We start from the raw sequence: 17,101 nt of genomic DNA on the forward strand, positions 1-17,101 counted from the left end.
GACCAAAGGAAATCAGGCGCGCTAGATAGCAGTGCGTCCTGCCAACGCGTCCTGAAGGAGCGATCCGGGCATGCAGCATGTGAGAACAAGCGGACCGGGAGACGAGGCGGCGGCACTCGACGTCAGTGCCGTCAGCCACTCCTATGGACCGAAGCGGGCACTCAAAGAGGTCTCGTTCTCGATCTTGCCCGCGACGTTCACCGTCCTGCTCGGCCTCAACGGGGCCGGCAAGACAACACTGTTCTCCCTGATCAGCCACCTCTATGACACGCGTCACGGGTCGATCCGCATCTTCGGCCACGACATCCGCAGCGCTTCGGGCGAAGCGCTCAGACGGGTCGGCATCGTGTTCCAGGCGCGCACGCTCGACCTCGATCTCAGCGTCTATCAGAATCTTTCCTACCATGCCTCGCTGCATGGCATTGGCGGACGCGAAGCCCGGCAGCGCATCGCCGCGCTGCTTGACACAGTCGACATGCAGGGCCGCCAGCATGACAAGGCACGCAGCCTCTCCGGCGGTCAGATGCGGCGCATCGAGATCGCCCGGGCGCTGCTTCACCGACCTTCCCTGCTCCTGCTTGACGAAGCGACCGTCGGCCTTGACATCGAGTCGCGTGCTGGCATCCTCGCCACCATCCGCAAGCTCGTCGAAACCGATGGTATCGGCGTGCTCTGGGCCACGCATCTGATCGATGAAGTCGATGATACCGATCATGTCGTCGTGCTGCGGCGGGGTGACCTGGTCGCCAGGGGCAAGGTGTCGGATGTCGTCCAGGCAAATGGAGGAAATTCCATTCGCGATGCCTTTTCGAAGCTCAGCCGCGTCGACGCGACGGGCATGGCGGAGACATCGTCATGAGCGCTCCTGCGATGCCCGGAAAAGTCGTCGGCATCAAACCGGTAGGGTCTGAACCATTCGGCCTCCGCCACCATCTCATTTGCCTGAAAGGCATCGTCCTGCGCGAGTGCCTGCGCTTCCTGCACCAACGCGAACGGTTCATTTCCTCACTGGTGCGGCCGCTCGTCTGGCTGTTCATCTTCGCCGCCGGCTTCCGCCAGGTGCTCGGCGTGTCGATCATCCCTCCTTACAAGACCTATGTGCTCTACGAGGTCTACATCACTCCGGGTCTGTGCGGCATGATCCTGCTGTTTTCCGGCATGCAGTCTTCACTGTCGATGGTCTACGACCGCGAGATGGGCAACATGCGCATCCTGCTGGTCAGCCCATTTCCGCGCTGGTTCCTGCTGGTGTCGAAGATGTTGGCCGGCGTGGCCGTATCGATCGTGCAAGTCTACGCATTTCTGATCGTCGCCTGGTTGTGGGGCGTCAGGGCGCCGCCGCTCGGCTATCTCTACGTGCTGCCGGCACTGTTTCTGTCGGGCATGATGCTTTGCGCGCTCGGCATGCTTTTGTCGTCCATGATCAAGCAACTCGAAAACTTCGCCGGCATCATGAACTTCGTCATCTTTCCAGGCTATTTCGCGTCGCCGGCGCTGTATCCTTTGTGGCGTATCCAGGAGGCAAGCCCCCTGCTCTACAAGATCTGCCTCGCCAATCCGTTCACCTATGCCGTCGAACTGATCCGCTTCGCCTTCTATGGGCAGATCGACTGGCTGTCGCTGGGCGTCGTCGCCGGTTGCACGCTGTTGTTTCTGGGCGGCGCCATCATTGCATACGATCCTTCGCGCGGCCTGATGACCCGCAAACAGGACACGGGAGGAAACGGCTGATGGCGCGAATGAGACTTGTCCACACCCTGGTTCTGATCGCCATGCTTGTCCCGATGGACGCCAGGGCGGCAAACACCGATCCCGACTGGCCTTGCATGCAGCGCAAGGTGCCGCAGCTCTCGCTCGGCCAGATCTGGAATGGGCCGGAGCTTCCCCCGGCGGCGAAGGATTGGTCGAAGGATTCGGGCGTCTCCGCGCTGGTCGAGGCGGTGGCGGCCCGACGGACGCCGATTGCCGAAGCCCAGAAGGAGATCAAGGACTTCGTGGCTTCTCTGCCGGCGGAGCAGGTCGCACCAAAGATGGCGATGCTGGTGCAGGGAATGTTCGATCACATGGACGCCGAGCGTTCGCACGTGATTTCCGGCATTTCCCGCTATGCCCACAAACAGCTCGAAATGGCGGCTGAATTGCGCAAGGAAGCATCCGACGTCGACGCCCTACGTGCCAAAGCCGACGCCGATCCGGACGAAGTCGAACGGCGAACCGACCAGTTGAATTTCGCGACGCGCATTTTCAACGAACGTGTCCAGTCGCTGACCTATGTCTGCGACGTGCCGACGATAATCGAGCAGCGGCTCTATCAATTGTCCAGGACCGTCTCGGAAACGCTCGGTCGGAAGAAATAGACCTTCAGTCGACCTTGCGACGGATTTCACGTCTCTTGGCAGGCGACACGTCCGGCGTCTCGCTCCGGTCGATTCCGAACGCCATCCGTCGGTCATCCCGCTCAGGAATCGGGATAAAGCTTACCGAACAGGGGCAGATACATCGCGCCCTTGCGCATCAGGAAATCGTTGAACGTAGCCATGGCCGGCGAGATTGCGTGATCGGTTCGTATCACCGAGAACCATTGTCGGCGGATCGGCATGCCGACAACGTCGAGGATGACGAGCCGGCCAGCTTCCGTTTCCGCGGCGATGGTGTGGGCAGAAATGAAGGCGATGCCCAGACCAGCCATCACCGCCTGCTTGATCGTTTCGTTCGAGCCCATCTCGACACCGAGTTCGTCGATGCGGCCAGGCACGTCGCTCAGGAATATTTCCAGCGAGATGCGGGTTCCGGAGCCGGGCTCGCGAATAAGGAAATGCTCCTCGGCAATGCGCTCTTTGGAGATATCGCGCGCCGCCGCCAGCGGGTGTTCGGGCGGCGCGATGATGACCAGCGGGTGGTCGCCGAAGACCGAAGCACGCACCGGTACCTCTTTCGCCGGGCGCCCCATCAGCGCGATGTCGATGTCGTGATTCTTGAGGTTGTCGATTGTCTGGGCACGATTGCCGATGGCAAGCCGCATGTCGATGTCGGGATGTTCCTTCATGAACGCAGCCATCAACCGCGGCGCGAAATACTTGGCGGTGGAAACGACGCCGAGCCTCAAGCTACCCGTACGAACGCCCTTGATGGCGTCGATCTTGTCTTCGAGCAGACCGAGATGCTCCTCGATAGCTTGCGCTGCCTCAACGACGGCCAAACCTGCGGCAGTGGGACGCATGCCGTCCGACGTCCGGTCGAACAGAGCCAGTTGGAATTCTTCCTCCATTTGCCGCAACTGAATTGTCAGTGCTGAAGGAGACAGACCTAACGCCTTGGCCGCACTCACAATTTTTCCGTGCCTGATGATGGCCTGGATGGTCTTGAAATGCTTGAGCGTGAGGTTTCTCATGTCTCATGCTAAATTATTTTTAGTACCAACGTAAAGTTATTGAATTTTACTTATCAAGTGTCGTTTGTTTTCATTCCCCCGATCCAGCCGATCCGAGGAGACGCGGCTGGATCGGGAGGTTACGATGCCAGCGGCAACGCTCGACGCTTTTCTGAACTCCTATCTCGGCCAGCCGGACGAACTTCGCTCCGCGGTCGTAACGACTGTCCGTCAGCTGACACAGGCCGCCAGCAAGATCCGCAATACCATCAATCAAGGTGTGCTCGGCGCCGCCTTTGCCGGGACCCGTGGCGCCAACGCCGACGGCGATGTCCAGAAGGATCTCGACGTCTTCTCCGACGACATCTTCCTCGACGCCATGCGCCACGCTCCGGTCGCGCTCTACGCTTCCGAGGAGCTGGAGCAGCCGGTCCTACTCGACAGGCAAGCACCACTCGCCATTGCCATCGACCCGCTCGACGGCTCTTCCAACATCGACACCAACGTGTCGATCGGAACGATCTTCTCGCTCCTGCCCGCAACTGGCGCGCCGGATGCCGATCCGGCCGCCTCTTTTTTGCAGGCGGGCGTGAATCAGCTAGGCGCCGGTTTCTTCATCTATGGGCCGCAGTTGGCGCTCGTCCTGTCGCTCGGCAGCGGTACGCATATCTTCGTCCTGTCGGCCAGGCTCGGCACCTTCGTCCAGGCATACGAGAGCCGGATCATTCCGCAACGCACCCAGGAGTTCGCCATCAACGCCGCCAACTACCGGCACTGGGACGAGGCCGTGCGGCTCTATGTCGACGACTGCCTGGAGGGCACCGAAGGACCGCGAGAGAAGGATTTCAACATGCGCTGGATCGCCTCCCTGGTCGCCGACTGCTACCGCATATTGATGCGCGGCGGCGTGTTTCTCTACCCCGGCGACCGGCGCAAGGGCTACGGTCAGGGACGGCTGCGCCTGGTCTACGAGGCCAACCCGATTGCCTATCTCATAGAACAGGCTGCCGGTGCGGCCACCGATACGATCAACCGCATCCTGGACATCGAACCCGACAGCCTGCACCAGCGCGTGCCGATGGTCTTCGGGTCGGCGCGGGAGGTCGCGCGCGTCACCCGCTACCACACCGAGCCGAGCAACATCGGCGAACGAGCGCCGCTGTTCAGCCGCCGTGGCCTCTTCAGAGCCTGAGCAGCACCATGTCAGCCAAGCACCCCATCATCACCATCACCGGCTCGTCGGGCGCCGGCACCACTTCGGTCAAGCGTATCTTCGAGCTGATCTTCCGGCGCGAGAACATCGAGGCCGCGTTCATCGAAGGCGACGCATTCCACCGCTACGACCGCGCCGCGATGAAGGCAAAGGTGGCCGAAGAGGAGAAGGCCGGCAATCCGAACTTCACCCACTTCCATGCCGCGGCCAACGAACTCGGGATTCTCGAAGAGGTGTTCGCGGAATACGGCCGCCGGGGATCCGGAAGAACCCGCACCTACATCCATGACGAGGAAGAGGAAAAGCAGTACGGCACGCCACCGGGAAGCTTTACCGAATGGCGCGAGTTCGGTCCCAGCGACCTGCTCTTCTACGAGGGGCTGCACGGCTGTGTCGTCACCGACACGATCAATTTGGCGAAGCATGCGGATCTCAAGATCGGCGTCGTGCCGGTCATCAATCTCGAATGGATCCAGAAGATCCATCGCGATCGTTCGACACGCGGCTATTCCACCGAGGCGGTGATGGACGTGATCCTGCGCCGGATGCCCGACTATGTCCGCTACATTGTCCCGCAATTCTCGCAGACCGCCATCAATTTCCAGCGCGTGCCGATTGTCGATACGTCCAACCCCTTCATCGCGCGCTGGATTCCGACGCCTGACGAATCGATGCTGGTTATCCGCTTCGCCAATCCACGCGGCATCGATTTTCCCTATCTGCTGTCGATGATCCACGACTCGTTCATGTCGCGGCCAAATTCCATCGTGGTGCCAGGCAACAAGCTCGACCTTGCCATGCAGCTGATCCTGACGCCGCTCATCCTGCAATTGATCGAACGCAAGAGCCGTGTGTCGTGAGGAGGACGCCATGACCAGCCAAACAGCACTAAAGCCTGCCGCCACCGCCGTCGTCTCGGAGCTCGACATGGCGAACGCCATTCGCGTGCTGGCGATGGACAGCGTCCAAAAAGCGAATTCGGGACACCCCGGCATGCCGATGGGCATGGCCGATGTCGCAACGGTGCTGTTCAACCGCTTCATCAATATCGATCCTTCCAGGCCGGGCTGGCCCGACCGTGACCGTTTCGTGCTTTCAGCCGGCCATGGCTCGATGCTGCAATACGCGCTGCACTATCTGCTCGGCTATGAAGACATGCAGATCGAGGAGTTGCAGCGGTTTCGGCAACTGGGCAGCCGCACGGCCGGACATCCCGAATATGGCCACGCGCTTGGTGTCGAGACCACCACCGGCCCGCTCGGACAAGGCATTTCCACGGCGGTCGGAATGGCGCTGGCGGAGCGCATGCTTGCTGCCCGCTACGGTGCCGATCTGGTCAACCATCATACCTATGTGATTGCAGGCGACGGCTGCCTGCAGGAAGGCATCAGCCACGAGGCGATCGACCTCGCCGGCCACCTGAAGCTTTCCCGCCTGATCGTGTTCTGGGACGACAATGCGATCTCCATTGACGGGCCAACCTCCCTGTCCACGTCGATGGACCAGCCGGCGCGCTTCAAAGCCGCCGGCTGGGATGTCCAAACGGTCTCCGGCCACGACATGGAAGCTGTCGCCGCGGCTATCGAGGCGGCGCGGCAGTCGGATCGACCGTCGCTGATTGCCTGCCGCACTGTAATCGGCAAGGGCGCCCCCAATCTCGGCGGTTCGGAGAAGACGCATGGCGCGCCGCTGGGCGAAGCAGAGATCGCCGCGACCCGCGAGAACATCGGCTGGACCTTCGCGCCGTTCGAGGTGCCGGACGACGTGCTTTTCGCCTGGCGCGAAATTGCCGGCCGCGGCGAAGCGATGCGGGGCGCGTGGGAGCAGCGGCTTGCCGCCTCGCCGCAGCGAGAGGCCCTCGAGAACGCGGTCGCCGCCAGACTGCCCGACGCGGTCTTCGAAGCGCTCGATGCCTTTCGCCGAGAGCATGTCGAGAAGGCAACCAAGGTGGCAACGCGAAAAGCTTCCGAAATGGCGCTGGAGGTCATCAACGGCGCCACGGAATTGACCGTCGGCGGCTCGGCCGATCTGACGCACTCGAATCTGACGATCACCAAGGGCATGAACCGCATTGCGCCGAGCGACTATGCCGGCCGCTACATTCACTACGGCATTCGTGAACACGGCATGGCCGCCGCCATGAACGGCATCGCATTGCATGGAGGCTTCGTGCCCTATGGCGGTACGTTCCTCTGCTTCGCGGACTATGCGCGTGGTGCGATACGGCTCTCCTCGCTCATGGGCCAGCGCGTCATCTACGTGATGACGCATGATTCCATCGGCCTCGGCGAGGATGGCCCGACGCATCAGCCGGTCGAGCACCTGGCGATGCTGCGTGCCACGCCGAACCTCAATGTCTTTCGCCCAGCGGATATCATCGAAACGGCGGAATGCTGGGAACTTGCGCTGAAGAGCAGGGATCGGCCGAGCGTGCTGGTGCTGTCGCGCCAGAACCTGCCGATGCTGCGTGAGGCGCACAGCGACGCGAACCGCTCCAGCCAGGGCGCATACATCCTGCGCGAGCCAGCCAGGCACCGTGCCGTCACCCTGATCGCAACCGGCTCGGAGGTCGAGATCGCGGTTGCCGCCGCCGAAAGGCTGGAGACCGAGCATGGCGTCGCCGCCGCGGTCGTCTCGATGCCATGCTGGGAGCTTTTCGAGGAGCAGGAAAGCGCCACCCGCAAGGCCGTTCTCGGCTCCGCGCCGCGCGTCGCGGTCGAAGCGGCGGCCCGGCTGGGCTGGGACCGCTGGGTCGGCGAGACGGGCGCTGTCGTCGGCATGGCCGGTTTCGGCGCCAGCGCCCCTGCCCCCGATCTGTACCGGCATTTCAACATAACGTCCGAAGCGGTTGCTGCGGCGGCGCTGAAGCTCATCATCTAGGAGGACCCACAATGGCCCGCATCACCCTTCGCCAGCTTCTCGACCATGCCGCCGAGCACGGCTACGGCGTCCCTGCATTCAACATCAACAACATGGAACAGGGCCTCGCAATCATGGAAGCGGCCAAAGCCTGCGACGCGCCTGTCATCATCCAGGCCTCACGTGGGGCCCGGTCCTACGCCAACGACGTCATGCTGGCCAAAATGATGGAGGCATTGACTGAAATGCATCCGACCATTCCGCTGTGCATCCATCAGGACCACGGCAACGACGAGGCCACCTGCCTTTCCGCGATCCGCCACGGCTTCACCTCGGTGATGATGGACGGATCCCTGATGGCAGATGCCAAGACGCCGGCAAGCTATGCCTACAACGTCGCCGTAACCGAACGAGTCACACGCATGGCGCATTGGGTCGGGGCTTCCGTCGAAGGCGAACTGGGCGTGCTCGGATCGCTGGAAACCGGCCAGGGCGAGGCCGAGGATGGCCACGGCGCCGAGGGCGCGCTCTCCCACGACCAACTCTTGACCGATCCCGATCAGGCGGTCGACTTCGTGGCCGCAACCCAGGTGGACGCGCTGGCGATCGCCTGCGGCACCTCGCACGGCGCTTACAAATTTACCCGCAAGCCGGACGGCGACATACTGGCCATGCAGGTGATCGAGGCGATCCACGAGAAGCTACCCAACACGCATCTGGTCATGCATGGCTCTTCCTCCGTGCCACAGGAACTGCAGGACATCATCAACAAATATGGCGGCGAGATGCCCCAGACCTTTGGCGTCCCGGTGGAGGAAATCGAGCGCGGCATCCGCTACGGCGTGCGCAAGGTCAACATCGACACCGATTGCCGCATGGCCATGGCCGGGCAGTTCCGCCGCGTCGCGACGGAGAATCCGCGCGAGTTCGATCCCCGAAAATTCCTGAAGCCCGCCATGGACGCCTTGCACGATCTTTGCCGAGACCGCTTCGAGCGTTTCGGCACGGCGTCCAACGCCTCGAAGATCAAGGTCATCGCCATGGACGAGATGGCCAAACGCTATGCCGCGGGAAAACTCGCGCCCCATATCGCAACCGCGAAAGCCGCCTGAGCAACAAACAGGAGACCTGTCATGAACAAGATCGATATGCTGCCAGCGGGTACGCTCAAGGAAGGCAAGGAACGCTACAAGTCAGGGGTCATCCCTTACAAGAAGATGGGCTACTGGGAGCCGGACTACAGGCCCAAGGAGACCGATCTGATCGCGATGTTCCGGATCACGCCGCAACCCGGCGTCGACCACGAGGAGGCAGCGGCCGCCATCGCCGGTGAATCCTCAACCGCGACTTGGACCGTGGTGTGGACCGACAGGCTGACAGCCTGCGAGCTCTACCGCGCCAAGGCGTTCAGATCCAAGCCGGTTCCAAACACCGGTCCCGGCACCAAGACCGAGCAACAGTACTTCGCCTACATCGCCTACGACCTCGACCTGTTCGAGCCGGGCTCGATCGCCAACCTGACCGCATCGATCATCGGCAACGTGTTCGGCTTCAAGGCGGTCAAGGCGCTGCGACTGGAAGACATGCGTATCCCGGTCGCGTATCTCAAAACCTTCCAGGGACCCGCAACCGGCATCGTGGTGGAGCGTGAGCGGCTCGACAAGTTTGGCCGTCCGCTGCTCGGCGCGACGACGAAGCCGAAGCTCGGCCTGTCAGGCCGCAACTATGGCCGCGTCGTTTACGAGGCGCTGAAGGGCGGCCTCGACTTCGTCAAGGACGACGAAAACATCAACTCGCAGCCCTTCATGCACTGGCGCGACCGCTTCCTCTACTGCATGGAGGCGGTGAACAAGGCTTCAGCTGCCACTGGCGAGGTCAAGGGCCACTATCTCAACGTCACCGCCGGCACGATGGAGGAGATGTACGAGCGCGCCGAATTCGCCAAACAGCTTGGCTCCTGCATCATCATGATCGATCTCGTCATCGGCTACACGGCGATCCAGTCGATGGCCAAGTGGGCACGCCGCAACGACATGATCCTGCACCTGCACCGCGCCGGCAATTCGACCTATTCGCGCCAGAAGAACCACGGCATGAATTTTCGCGTCATCTGCAAATGGATGCGCATGGCCGGCGTCGACCATATCCACGCCGGCACTGTGGTCGGCAAGCTGGAAGGCGACCCGCTCATGATCAAGGGGTTTTATGACACGCTGCGCGAGGAGCGCACGCCGCAGAATCTCGAGACCGGGCTGTTCTTCGATCAGGACTGGGCCTCGCTCAACAAGGTGATGCCCGTCGCCTCGGGCGGTATCCATGCCGGCCAGATGCACCAGTTGATCCATTATCTCGGCGAGGACGTCATCCTGCAGTTCGGTGGCGGCACGATCGGCCATCCCGACGGCATCCAGGCGGGCGCGACGGCCAATCGCGTTGCATTGGAAGCGATGATCCTGGCCCGCAACGAGGGACGCGATTATTTGCGCGAAGGGACCAAAATCCTCGAACAGGCGGCCAAATGGTGCACGCCGCTGAAGGCTGCCCTGGAGACCTGGAAGGATGTCACCTTCAACTATGAATCGACCGACACGGCCGATTTCGTGCCAACCGCAACGCCCAGCTTCTAGAAGAAAGGAACCGTCGCCATGATGACCAATCCGGGAAACAAGGTCACGCAGGGACAGTTCTCGTTCCTGCCCGACCTGACCGATGAGCAGATTTCGGCGCAGATCAAATATGCGCTGAAGAACCACTGGGCCGTCAGCGTCGAGTACACGGACGATCCGCATCCGCGAAACACCTATTGGGAAATGTACGGCAACCCGATGTTCGATTTGAGAGACCCGGCGGGCATCCTGCTCGAAGTCAACGCTTGCCGGAAAGCCTGTCCGAACATGTATGTCCGGGTAACCGCCTTCGATTCGACCAAGGGATGGGAAGCGCCGCGCATGTCGTTCATCGTCAACCGGCCACCCAGCGAACCCGGGTTCCGGCTGCTGCGCCAGGAGCGTGACGGCCGCAGCCAGGGTTATTCGATCGTGCCTTATGCGACCGACAGGCCCGAGGGCGAGCGGAGCTAGCTGAGCCATGCTGGACACGATAGCAAAGGGCGCTGGCGCTCAGGACGAATCGGTTGATCTGCAGGCCGAGTTCGAAGCGTCCAACATCGACGAGGTGATGGACAAGCTCGATCGCGAACTCATTGGCCTGAAGCCAATCAAGAACCGCATCCGCGAGATCGCGGCTCTTCTCCTGGTCGACCGGCTTCGCCGCAAGTTCGGGCTGACCTCGGGCGCACCGACGCTGCATATGAACTTTACGGGAAATCCGGGCACGGGCAAGACCACCGTGGCGCTGAGGATGGCCGAAATCCTGCATCGACTCGGCTATGTCCGCGAAGGCCACCTGGTCGCGGTGACGCGCGACGATCTCGTCGGCCAGTATGTGGGCCACACCGCACCCAAGACGCGCGACGTGATCAAGCGTGCCATGGGCGGCGTGCTTTTCATCGACGAGGCCTATTACCTCTACAAGCCCGAGAACGAACGCGACTACGGCCAGGAATCGATCGAGATCCTGCTGCAATGCATGGAAAATAATCGTGACGACCTGGTCGTGATCCTTGCCGGCTACAAGAACAAGATGGATCGTTTCTTCGACAGCAATCCCGGCATGCGTTCGCGCATCGCCCACCACCTCGATTTTCCCGACTACGGCGTCAGCGAGCTGAAATCGATCGCCGAGATCATGCTGGCGGAGCAGAATTATCGCCTCAGCGAGGCGGCCGCCCAGGCCCTCGAAGAGTATCTTCCGATCCGAATGAGGCTGCCGCATTTCTCCAACGCGCGCTCGGTGCGCAATGGGCTGGACCGGGCGCGGCTTCGCCAGGCCAATCGGCTTTTCGCATCGCGAAGCCGTGCCCTGACCAAGGCAGACCTTATTACCATCGAGGAATCCGATATCCGCGGCAGCCGCGTATTCGCGGAAGGGAAGCTCGAAGGCGAACCGGAGACGAAGACGCGCTGAGGGCGAAGCCGGCTGGCGGGCGGCGACCCGACACGGAAGACAGAAATTGGAGACGACGACCATGGTCACCAGGACAATCATCGCGCCCTCCGTGCTTTCCGCGGATTTCTCGCGGCTCGGCGACGAGGTCGAAGCTGTCGTTCAGGCGGGCGCCGACTGGATCCATCTCGACGTGATGGACGGGCATTTCGTGCCCAACATCACCTTCGGTCCGCCGGTCATCAAGGCGATCCGTGGTCGAACGGACAAGATCTTCGACTGCCATCTGATGATCGCGCCGGCCGACCCCTATCTGGCCGCCTTCGCCGATGCCGGTTGCGACATCATCACGGTGCATGCCGAGACTGGACCGCATCTCGACCGCTCATTGCAGGCGATCAGGAATCTTGGCAAGAAGGCCGGGGTGTCGCTCAATCCGTCGACGCCGGAGAGTGTCATCGAGTATGTGCTCGACCGGCTCGATCTGGTGCTGCTGATGACGGTCAATCCAGGCTTCGGCGGCCAGGCTTTCATTTCAGCGGTCGTCGAGAAAGTCAGACGGATCAAGGCTTTGGTTGGCCATCGCCCGATTGACATCGAGATCGACGGCGGAGTCACGGCCGAGACCGCCCCGCTGGTCACCGCGGCTGGCGTCAACGTACTGGTCGCCGGTTCGGCTGTATTCAAGGGAGGCACCGAGGCAGCCTATCGTGCCAATATCGGCGCCATCAGACAGGCGGCCGATGGCGCGATCCGGAAAGCCGCGTAAACCGTTGTCGGGGAGACGAACATGGCTGCGGTCCCACCTGTATGCGATTTCGGCTGGCCCGCCATCGATGCCGTTTTGCCCGGCGTCGACGGCACGTCGCATTCCATCTTCGGTCACGCCGGCCCGAATGGCCTGGTCGTGGCCTTCATCTGCAATCACTGCCCTTATGTGAAGGCCGTGATCTCTCGCATCGTGCGCGACGCCAATGACCTCAAGGCCGAAGATATCGGCTTCGTCGCGATCAACTCCAACGATGCCGACGCCTATCCGGACGATTCCTTCGACCAAATGAAGCGCTTCGCCATGACGAACGGCTTCAGCTTCCCTTACCTGCACGACGAGGCGCAGACCGTAGCGCGCGACTACGCAGCGGTGTGCACTCCCGATTTCTTCGGGTTCAACAGCGAACTGAGACTGCAATATCGCGGCCGGCTGGACGCGTCGCGACGCGAATCCGGACCGCTCGGGCTGCGACGCGATCTGTTCGAGGCGATGAAGCAGGTTGCTCGAACCGGCGATGGTCCGTTCGACCAGATCGCCTCGATCGGCTGCTCGATCAAGTGGAAGGATGCTGCATGAATGTCGGCGCAGGTAGGTCGCTTCGACCGCCGAAGGCGATCCTGTTCGACCTCGACGGCACACTGGTCGATTCGGCGCCTGATATAGCGGCCGCCGTCAACGAGTTGCTGGCCAGCCGCGATCTGCCGCCGTTGCGCCTGGACCAGGTCAAGGCCATGATCGGTGGCGGCGTCAGGAAATTGGTCGAGCGGGCCTTCGCGGCGTCGGGAGCGCCGCTCGTCGGCAACGCGCTCGATGAGGCCAGCCGCGTCATGGCGCCGATCTACAGCCGACATCTGACCGGCCTGACAAGACTGATGCCTGGCGTCAGGGAGGTTCTCACACACTTCTACGCGAAGGGAATGGCCATGGGCGTGGCGACCAACAAACCGCAGTTGGCGACTCGCGAGATCCTGCTGCATTTCGGACTGACGGAATATTTCCGTGCGATCATTGGCGGAGACGCGGTGACATGCCTGAAACCCGCGCCCGATGCTCTGCTGCTGGCGCTCGCCCAGCTTGGAGTCGACCCCTGTGACGCGCTGCTGGTCGGAGACAGTGGCGCCGATGCAGGCGCCGCGCGCGCCGCCGGCATGCCCGTCATTCTGCTGCGCGGCGGATACACCCATTTTCCGGTTGAAGAGCTTGGCGCCGACCAGGTTTGCGACAGCCTTTTCGACCTGCCTGCGGCGATACAGGGGCTGCAAGCCGGTGCTTGATCGGGGCGAACGCCGGCCGGACGCAAGTTCGAACGGCCGGCGGCGCCGCTATTTAGAGAATTGCTTCAAATAGGCGATGACGTTGGCGATGTCTTGGTCCTGCTTGAGGCCGACGAACGCCATCTTCGTTCCTTTGACCATGGCCTTGGGATCGCGAAGGTAAGTCGTCAGCGTGGGTTCGTCCCATTTGACGCCGGACTTGCCTGCCGCGACCATCGCTTGGGAGTAACTGAACCCCGGGTGTGTGCCAGCCGTCCGGCCGATGACGCCGTTCAACGACGGGCCGACCTTGTTCTTGTCCTGGTCGGCGACATGGCAGACCTTGCATTTGGCGAAGACCTTCTCACCCGCCGCGGCATCCTGTGCCTGGGATTGGCTTGTGATGAAGGACACAGCAAACACGACTGCGAAAAATGCGATTGCGCGCATGGCATTTCCTCATGGATCGTCTGGGTGCCCTGGACGATTTTGCGCATGCCGATCTTTCATCCATTGGCATGCACCTTACGCGGTGGGGTGGAGTATCCGCTTTCCCTTTGTGAAGCGGCGCCGCGCGAATCGAAAAGCTAGTTGGCGTGGGGTGAAAGTCAATCGTATAAAGGTATAGAGGCTTGGGTACCCAGGGTACCGGTATTCGTCTTTGTTGACGGCTATCGGGCGAATGCGTAGCTTCAAGACATCCGGTTTCTCCACTGGCACCTCGGGAATCCGGCAACTGGCGATTTTGTCCAGGCTCCTCATTGGGCCGGACCAGTCGAGACAGGCGTCCCGGAGCGCAAGAGGTGCTAAATGGATATGGTCGATCTCATATTAACGGTGTGCCTCAGCACCAATCCGGGCAATTGCCGAGACGAACACCTCTATTTCGAGAGCCGCGGCTCTCTGCTCCAATGCATGTTCCTTGCACCCAGCGAGATCGCGAAATGGTCTCAGGAACACCCGGCCCTCAAGGTCATGCGCTGGAAATGCGCCTTTCCGAGCAAGGAACGAGCGATCTGATTGACGTCCTGGAGCCCAGGGAGGAGGTGTCATGATGATTTCACGGCGCAACACGCTGCGTCTGGCGGTTCTCGGCACGGTCGCTGCTCTTGCCGCAAGGCCTGTCTTTGCAGCAGCCAGGATTCGCGTTGGTGTCCTGAAGTTTGGAACCGTGAGTTGGGAACTCGACACGTTGAGGCAACACAAATTCGATGTGGCGAACGGGATCGATCTGGAGATCATCGATTTCGCCGGGGAGGACGCGACCAACGTCGCCTTGCTGGCCGGTGCGATCGACATGATCGTCTCCGACTGGTTGTGGGTCTCGCGCCAACGGTCGGAAGGCGGCGACCTCACATTAGCCCCCTATTCGACCGCCGTGGGGGCGATCATGGTGAAGGAGGGATCGCCGATCCGGACGGTCGCCGACCTCAAGCACAGGAAGATCGGCGTCGCCGGCGGCCCGCTCGACAAGAGCTGGCTCCTGATACAGGCTCTGACCAGACGCGACTACGGGGTCGACCTGTTGGCAACCAGCGACATCATCTTTGGCGCGCCACCGCTGATTTCGGAAAAGGCCATGCAGGGCGAACTCGATGCGGTGCTGAATTTCTGGCATTTTTGCGCCCGTCTCGAGGCCAACGGCTTTCGTCGATTGATGGGCGTGAACGATGCGGCGCGTGCGCTCGGCGCCTTGGGACCTGTGTCGGCACTCGGTTACGTCTTCCACGACCAATGGGCGAACGAGAACCCGGAGGCCGCCAGGGGCTTCGTCAGGGCCTCCGCGCAAGCCAAGGACCTGCTGGCCAGATCCGACGAGGAGTGGCTGCGCCTGGCGCCGATCATTCGCGCGGAAGGCAAAGAACTGGAAAAACTGCGCGACCGCTACCGCCAAGGCATCCCCAGGCGGGCGGTCGCCGAGGAAGCGGCCGACGCCGGCAAGCTCTATCACGTGCTGGCGGCGATCGGTGGCGCGAAGCTGGTCGGCAGCGCGCCCGAGATGGCGCCCGGCACATTCTGGCAGGACCGCACGGAATGACCGCACCGGAAACCAGCAACGGCACGCGAGGTGCCCCGACGAGCATGTCCGGGCGATCCAGCTTGGCGACAACGCTGATGCCCGCGCTGACCGTGGCGGTTTCCTTGCTCGGGCTTTGCCTGCTGTGGAGCCTTGCGGCGAGTGTCTGGCGGAGCCGTGCCCTCCCGGGGCCGGGACAGGTCTGGCAGGTGCTCCTCAGGGAGGCTGCGAGCGGCGACCTCTTCTATCATCTCGGCGCGACCCTCGGCCGGGTCGCCGCGGCATATATCGTCGCGATGATCATAGGATCGGTCATCGGCGTTTTGCTCGGCAGCTATCGTCGCGCCGACCGCTTTTTCAACCCATGGGTAATTCTGTTCCTCAACATCCCGGCGCTGGTGGTCATCGTCCTCGGCTACATCTGGTTCGGCCTCAACGAGGCGGCGGCGATCGGCGCGGTGGCGGTGAACAAAATCCCGAATGTCGTGGTGACGATGCGTGAGGGCGCCAGGGCGCTTGATCCGAGCTACGCCGAAATGGCCACTGTCTATCGCTTCGGTCCTCTCGATCGCATCCGCCACATCCTGCTGCCGCAATTGCAACCCTATCTTGCCGCCGCGTCACGATCCGGCATCGCCCTCATCTGGAAGATCGTCCTGGTCGTCGAACTGCTCGGCCGGTCGAACGGCGTCGGCTTCCAGATCCATCTCTATTTCCAGCTCTTCGACGTCGCCGCCATTCTTGCCTACACACTGGCTTTCGTGGCGGTGATGCTCGTCATCGAACTTCTTCTGGTGCAACCCGTTGAACGACATGCAACCCGTTGGCGCCGTCGTCCCGCTTAGGGTCGATATCGCTGAAAAGACTTTCAGGTCCGCGCAAGGCGTCTCGATCACGGCGCTTCAGGACCTTTCCTTCGAGGTCCGGCAAGGCGAATTCGCCTGCTTGCTGGGACCGTCGGGCTGCGGCAAAACCACGACGCTGCGTATCCTGCTTGGGTTGGACAAGGATTTTTCCGGATCCTTCCAGTTGCCGCAAGGAGGCTCCAACCGCATTGCGGCCGTGTTCCAGGAGCCGATCTTGCTGCCGTGGCGAACGGTGGAGCAGAATGTCAGGCTGGCCTTGCCGAAAAGCTTGAGAACGAAGAACCTCGACGGTCTGTTTGAAACTCTCGGCCTCGCCGGCATGCGCTCGCTCTATCCTGCGGAACTGTCGCTCGGCCTTGCGCGCAGGGCAGCACTTGCCAGGGCCTTCGCTACCGAGCCGGCGATGCTTGTCCTGGACGAACCGTTTGTCTCGCTCGACCACCAGACCGCCGAGCGGCTTCGTCACCTGCTTCTGTCGATATGGTCGGCACGACCCACGACCGCCTTGATGATAACGCACGATCTACGCGAGGCGCTGATGCTGTCGGATCGCATCATCGTGCTCGCGCCGCGACCAGCACATGTGCTCGGCGTGTTCGACGTGCGGTTGCCTCGGCAACATCGCAATTCACAGGTGATGAGTGACCTTCTGCGGTCGTTCCGGCAAAGGTTCCCGGGCGTCACCTGAACGCCCTGATGGTGAAATGCATATCGGAGGACCCCATGTCGATTGATCGGCTACGACG

At 61.9% G+C, this 17,101-nt stretch carries 19 protein-coding genes; 17 read left to right on the forward strand and 2 right to left on the reverse strand.

The annotated features are described in order from the left end of the window. The first annotated feature begins 70 nt into the window (after nucleotides 1-70). The 3 genes from FJ959_RS22610 to FJ959_RS22620 are packed head-to-tail and all read left to right on the forward strand — an operon-like array spanning nucleotide 71 to nucleotide 2,357. Entirely contained in the window at nucleotides 71-859 is a 789-nt protein-coding gene (locus FJ959_RS22610; RefSeq protein WP_140632171.1) for an ATP-binding cassette domain-containing protein, read from the forward strand. Nucleotides 860-870: 11 nt separating this feature from the next. Further along, on the forward strand, nucleotides 871-1,731 hold the full coding sequence (locus FJ959_RS22615) for an ABC transporter permease (RefSeq protein WP_181168592.1): 861 nt from the start codon (nucleotides 871-873) through the stop codon (nucleotides 1,729-1,731). Beyond that, nucleotides 1,731-2,357 carry a hypothetical protein gene (locus FJ959_RS22620; protein ID WP_140498203.1) on the forward strand — a complete coding sequence of 209 codons (627 nt, stop codon included), beginning with the start codon at nucleotides 1,731-1,733 and terminating at the stop codon, nucleotides 2,355-2,357. The genes FJ959_RS22615 and FJ959_RS22620 overlap by 1 nt, the downstream gene beginning before the upstream one ends. A 101-nt stretch (nucleotides 2,358-2,458) precedes the next feature. On the opposite strand, the gene FJ959_RS22625 is transcribed toward FJ959_RS22620, so the two are convergent. Further along, the gene (locus tag FJ959_RS22625) at nucleotides 2,459-3,391 is read right to left on the reverse strand and encodes a LysR family transcriptional regulator (protein WP_140498205.1); all 933 of its coding nucleotides are present in this window, start codon (nucleotides 3,389-3,391) and stop codon (nucleotides 2,459-2,461) included. A 124-nt stretch (nucleotides 3,392-3,515) separates the two neighbouring features. Between FJ959_RS22625 and FJ959_RS22630 the strand changes: the two genes are divergently transcribed. From FJ959_RS22630 to gph, 10 genes are all read left to right on the forward strand, one after another. Continuing rightward, nucleotides 3,516-4,562 (forward strand): class 1 fructose-bisphosphatase, encoded by a 1,047-nt coding sequence (locus FJ959_RS22630; protein ID WP_140515144.1) that lies wholly within the window; start codon nucleotides 3,516-3,518, stop codon nucleotides 4,560-4,562. Between the two features lie 8 nt (nucleotides 4,563-4,570). Beyond that, nucleotides 4,571-5,443 (forward strand): phosphoribulokinase, encoded by an 873-nt coding sequence (locus FJ959_RS22635; RefSeq protein ID WP_140498210.1) that lies wholly within the window; start codon nucleotides 4,571-4,573, stop codon nucleotides 5,441-5,443. A gap of 10 nt (nucleotides 5,444-5,453) precedes the next feature. Next, a complete protein-coding gene (gene tkt / locus FJ959_RS22640; protein WP_140557417.1) occupies nucleotides 5,454-7,463 on the forward strand; it encodes a transketolase in 2,010 nt (669 codons plus the stop codon). An 11-nt stretch (nucleotides 7,464-7,474) separates the two neighbouring features. After that, entirely contained in the window at nucleotides 7,475-8,554 is a 1,080-nt protein-coding gene (fba, locus tag FJ959_RS22645) for a class II fructose-bisphosphate aldolase (protein WP_140515142.1), read from the forward strand. Nucleotides 8,555-8,575: 21 nt separating this feature from the next. Further along, complete coding sequence (locus FJ959_RS22650; protein ID WP_140632173.1) at nucleotides 8,576-10,069, forward strand: ribulose-bisphosphate carboxylase large subunit; 1,494 nt, start codon at nucleotides 8,576-8,578, stop codon at nucleotides 10,067-10,069. An 18-nt stretch (nucleotides 10,070-10,087) separates the two neighbouring features. After that, a complete protein-coding gene (locus FJ959_RS22655) occupies nucleotides 10,088-10,522 on the forward strand; it encodes a ribulose bisphosphate carboxylase small subunit (protein WP_140498220.1) in 435 nt (144 codons plus the stop codon). Nucleotides 10,523-10,529: 7 nt separating this feature from the next. Beyond that, nucleotides 10,530-11,468: a CbbX protein gene (cbbX, locus tag FJ959_RS22660; protein ID WP_140557415.1), complete on the forward strand. Its 939-nt coding sequence runs from the start codon at nucleotides 10,530-10,532 to the stop codon at nucleotides 11,466-11,468. Nucleotides 11,469-11,529: 61 nt separating this feature from the next. Then, entirely contained in the window at nucleotides 11,530-12,216 is a 687-nt protein-coding gene (gene rpe, locus FJ959_RS22665) for a ribulose-phosphate 3-epimerase (RefSeq protein ID WP_140632176.1), read from the forward strand. 21 nt (nucleotides 12,217-12,237) lie between these two features. Continuing rightward, nucleotides 12,238-12,795, forward strand: a complete 558-nt coding sequence (locus tag FJ959_RS22670) for a thioredoxin family protein (protein ID WP_140632179.1) — start codon at nucleotides 12,238-12,240, stop codon at nucleotides 12,793-12,795. After that, on the forward strand, nucleotides 12,792-13,493 hold the full coding sequence (gph, locus tag FJ959_RS22675; protein ID WP_140632181.1) for a phosphoglycolate phosphatase: 702 nt from the start codon (nucleotides 12,792-12,794) through the stop codon (nucleotides 13,491-13,493). Before FJ959_RS22670 ends, gph begins: the two co-directional genes overlap by 4 nt. 48 nt (nucleotides 13,494-13,541) lie before the next feature. Here gph and FJ959_RS22680 read toward each other — a convergent pair whose 3' ends face one another. Then, nucleotides 13,542-13,922, reverse strand: coding sequence for a cytochrome c family protein (locus FJ959_RS22680; RefSeq protein ID WP_140498230.1), 381 nt, complete (start codon nucleotides 13,920-13,922; stop codon nucleotides 13,542-13,544). A 360-nt stretch (nucleotides 13,923-14,282) separates the two neighbouring features. On the opposite strand from FJ959_RS22680, the gene FJ959_RS22685 reads away from it, so the two are divergent. From FJ959_RS22685 to FJ959_RS22700, 4 genes are all read left to right on the forward strand, one after another. After that, nucleotides 14,283-14,492, forward strand: a complete 210-nt coding sequence (locus FJ959_RS22685) for a hypothetical protein (RefSeq protein WP_140498232.1) — start codon at nucleotides 14,283-14,285, stop codon at nucleotides 14,490-14,492. Nucleotides 14,493-14,523: 31 nt separating this feature from the next. After that, nucleotides 14,524-15,510 carry an ABC transporter substrate-binding protein gene (locus FJ959_RS22690; protein ID WP_140498234.1) on the forward strand — a complete coding sequence of 329 codons (987 nt, stop codon included), beginning with the start codon at nucleotides 14,524-14,526 and terminating at the stop codon, nucleotides 15,508-15,510. A gap of 77 nt (nucleotides 15,511-15,587) precedes the next feature. Then, complete coding sequence (locus tag FJ959_RS22695) at nucleotides 15,588-16,334, forward strand: ABC transporter permease (protein ID WP_224519073.1); 747 nt, start codon at nucleotides 15,588-15,590, stop codon at nucleotides 16,332-16,334. After that, nucleotides 16,303-17,043, forward strand: a complete 741-nt coding sequence (locus tag FJ959_RS22700; protein ID WP_140632395.1) for an ATP-binding cassette domain-containing protein — start codon at nucleotides 16,303-16,305, stop codon at nucleotides 17,041-17,043. Before FJ959_RS22695 ends, FJ959_RS22700 begins: the two co-directional genes overlap by 32 nt. The last annotated feature ends 58 nt before the right edge of the window (nucleotides 17,044-17,101 follow it).

Origin of the sequence: Mesorhizobium sp. B2-2-4 (assembly GCF_006442375.1) — a bacterium.
GTDB lineage: Bacteria > Pseudomonadota > Alphaproteobacteria > Rhizobiales > Rhizobiaceae > Mesorhizobium.

Excerpts from the sequence above, each read along its gene's own strand:
- FJ959_RS22610 (WP_140632171.1), top strand. The coding sequence starts at position 71 with ATGCAGCATGTGAGAACAAGCGGACCGGGAGACGAGGCGGCGGCACTC.
- FJ959_RS22615 (WP_181168592.1), top strand. The coding sequence starts at position 871 with ATGCCCGGAAAAGTCGTCGGCATCAAACCGGTAGGGTCTGAACCATTC.
- FJ959_RS22620 (WP_140498203.1), top strand. The coding sequence starts at position 1,731 with ATGGCGCGAATGAGACTTGTCCACACCCTGGTTCTGATCGCCATGCTT.
- FJ959_RS22625 (WP_140498205.1), bottom strand. The coding sequence starts at position 3,391 with ATGAGAAACCTCACGCTCAAGCATTTCAAGACCATCCAGGCCATCATC.
- FJ959_RS22630 (WP_140515144.1), top strand. The coding sequence starts at position 3,516 with ATGCCAGCGGCAACGCTCGACGCTTTTCTGAACTCCTATCTCGGCCAG.
- FJ959_RS22635 (WP_140498210.1), top strand. The coding sequence starts at position 4,571 with ATGTCAGCCAAGCACCCCATCATCACCATCACCGGCTCGTCGGGCGCC.
- tkt (WP_140557417.1), top strand. The coding sequence starts at position 5,454 with ATGACCAGCCAAACAGCACTAAAGCCTGCCGCCACCGCCGTCGTCTCG.
- fba (WP_140515142.1), top strand. The coding sequence starts at position 7,475 with ATGGCCCGCATCACCCTTCGCCAGCTTCTCGACCATGCCGCCGAGCAC.
- FJ959_RS22650 (WP_140632173.1), top strand. The coding sequence starts at position 8,576 with ATGAACAAGATCGATATGCTGCCAGCGGGTACGCTCAAGGAAGGCAAG.
- FJ959_RS22655 (WP_140498220.1), top strand. The coding sequence starts at position 10,088 with ATGATGACCAATCCGGGAAACAAGGTCACGCAGGGACAGTTCTCGTTC.
- cbbX (WP_140557415.1), top strand. The coding sequence starts at position 10,530 with ATGCTGGACACGATAGCAAAGGGCGCTGGCGCTCAGGACGAATCGGTT.
- rpe (WP_140632176.1), top strand. The coding sequence starts at position 11,530 with ATGGTCACCAGGACAATCATCGCGCCCTCCGTGCTTTCCGCGGATTTC.
- FJ959_RS22670 (WP_140632179.1), top strand. The coding sequence starts at position 12,238 with ATGGCTGCGGTCCCACCTGTATGCGATTTCGGCTGGCCCGCCATCGAT.
- gph (WP_140632181.1), top strand. The coding sequence starts at position 12,792 with ATGAATGTCGGCGCAGGTAGGTCGCTTCGACCGCCGAAGGCGATCCTG.
- FJ959_RS22680 (WP_140498230.1), bottom strand. The coding sequence starts at position 13,922 with ATGCGCGCAATCGCATTTTTCGCAGTCGTGTTTGCTGTGTCCTTCATC.
- FJ959_RS22685 (WP_140498232.1), top strand. The coding sequence starts at position 14,283 with ATGGATATGGTCGATCTCATATTAACGGTGTGCCTCAGCACCAATCCG.
- FJ959_RS22690 (WP_140498234.1), top strand. The coding sequence starts at position 14,524 with ATGATGATTTCACGGCGCAACACGCTGCGTCTGGCGGTTCTCGGCACG.
- FJ959_RS22695 (WP_224519073.1), top strand. The coding sequence starts at position 15,588 with ATGCCCGCGCTGACCGTGGCGGTTTCCTTGCTCGGGCTTTGCCTGCTG.
- FJ959_RS22700 (WP_140632395.1), top strand. The coding sequence starts at position 16,303 with ATGCAACCCGTTGGCGCCGTCGTCCCGCTTAGGGTCGATATCGCTGAA.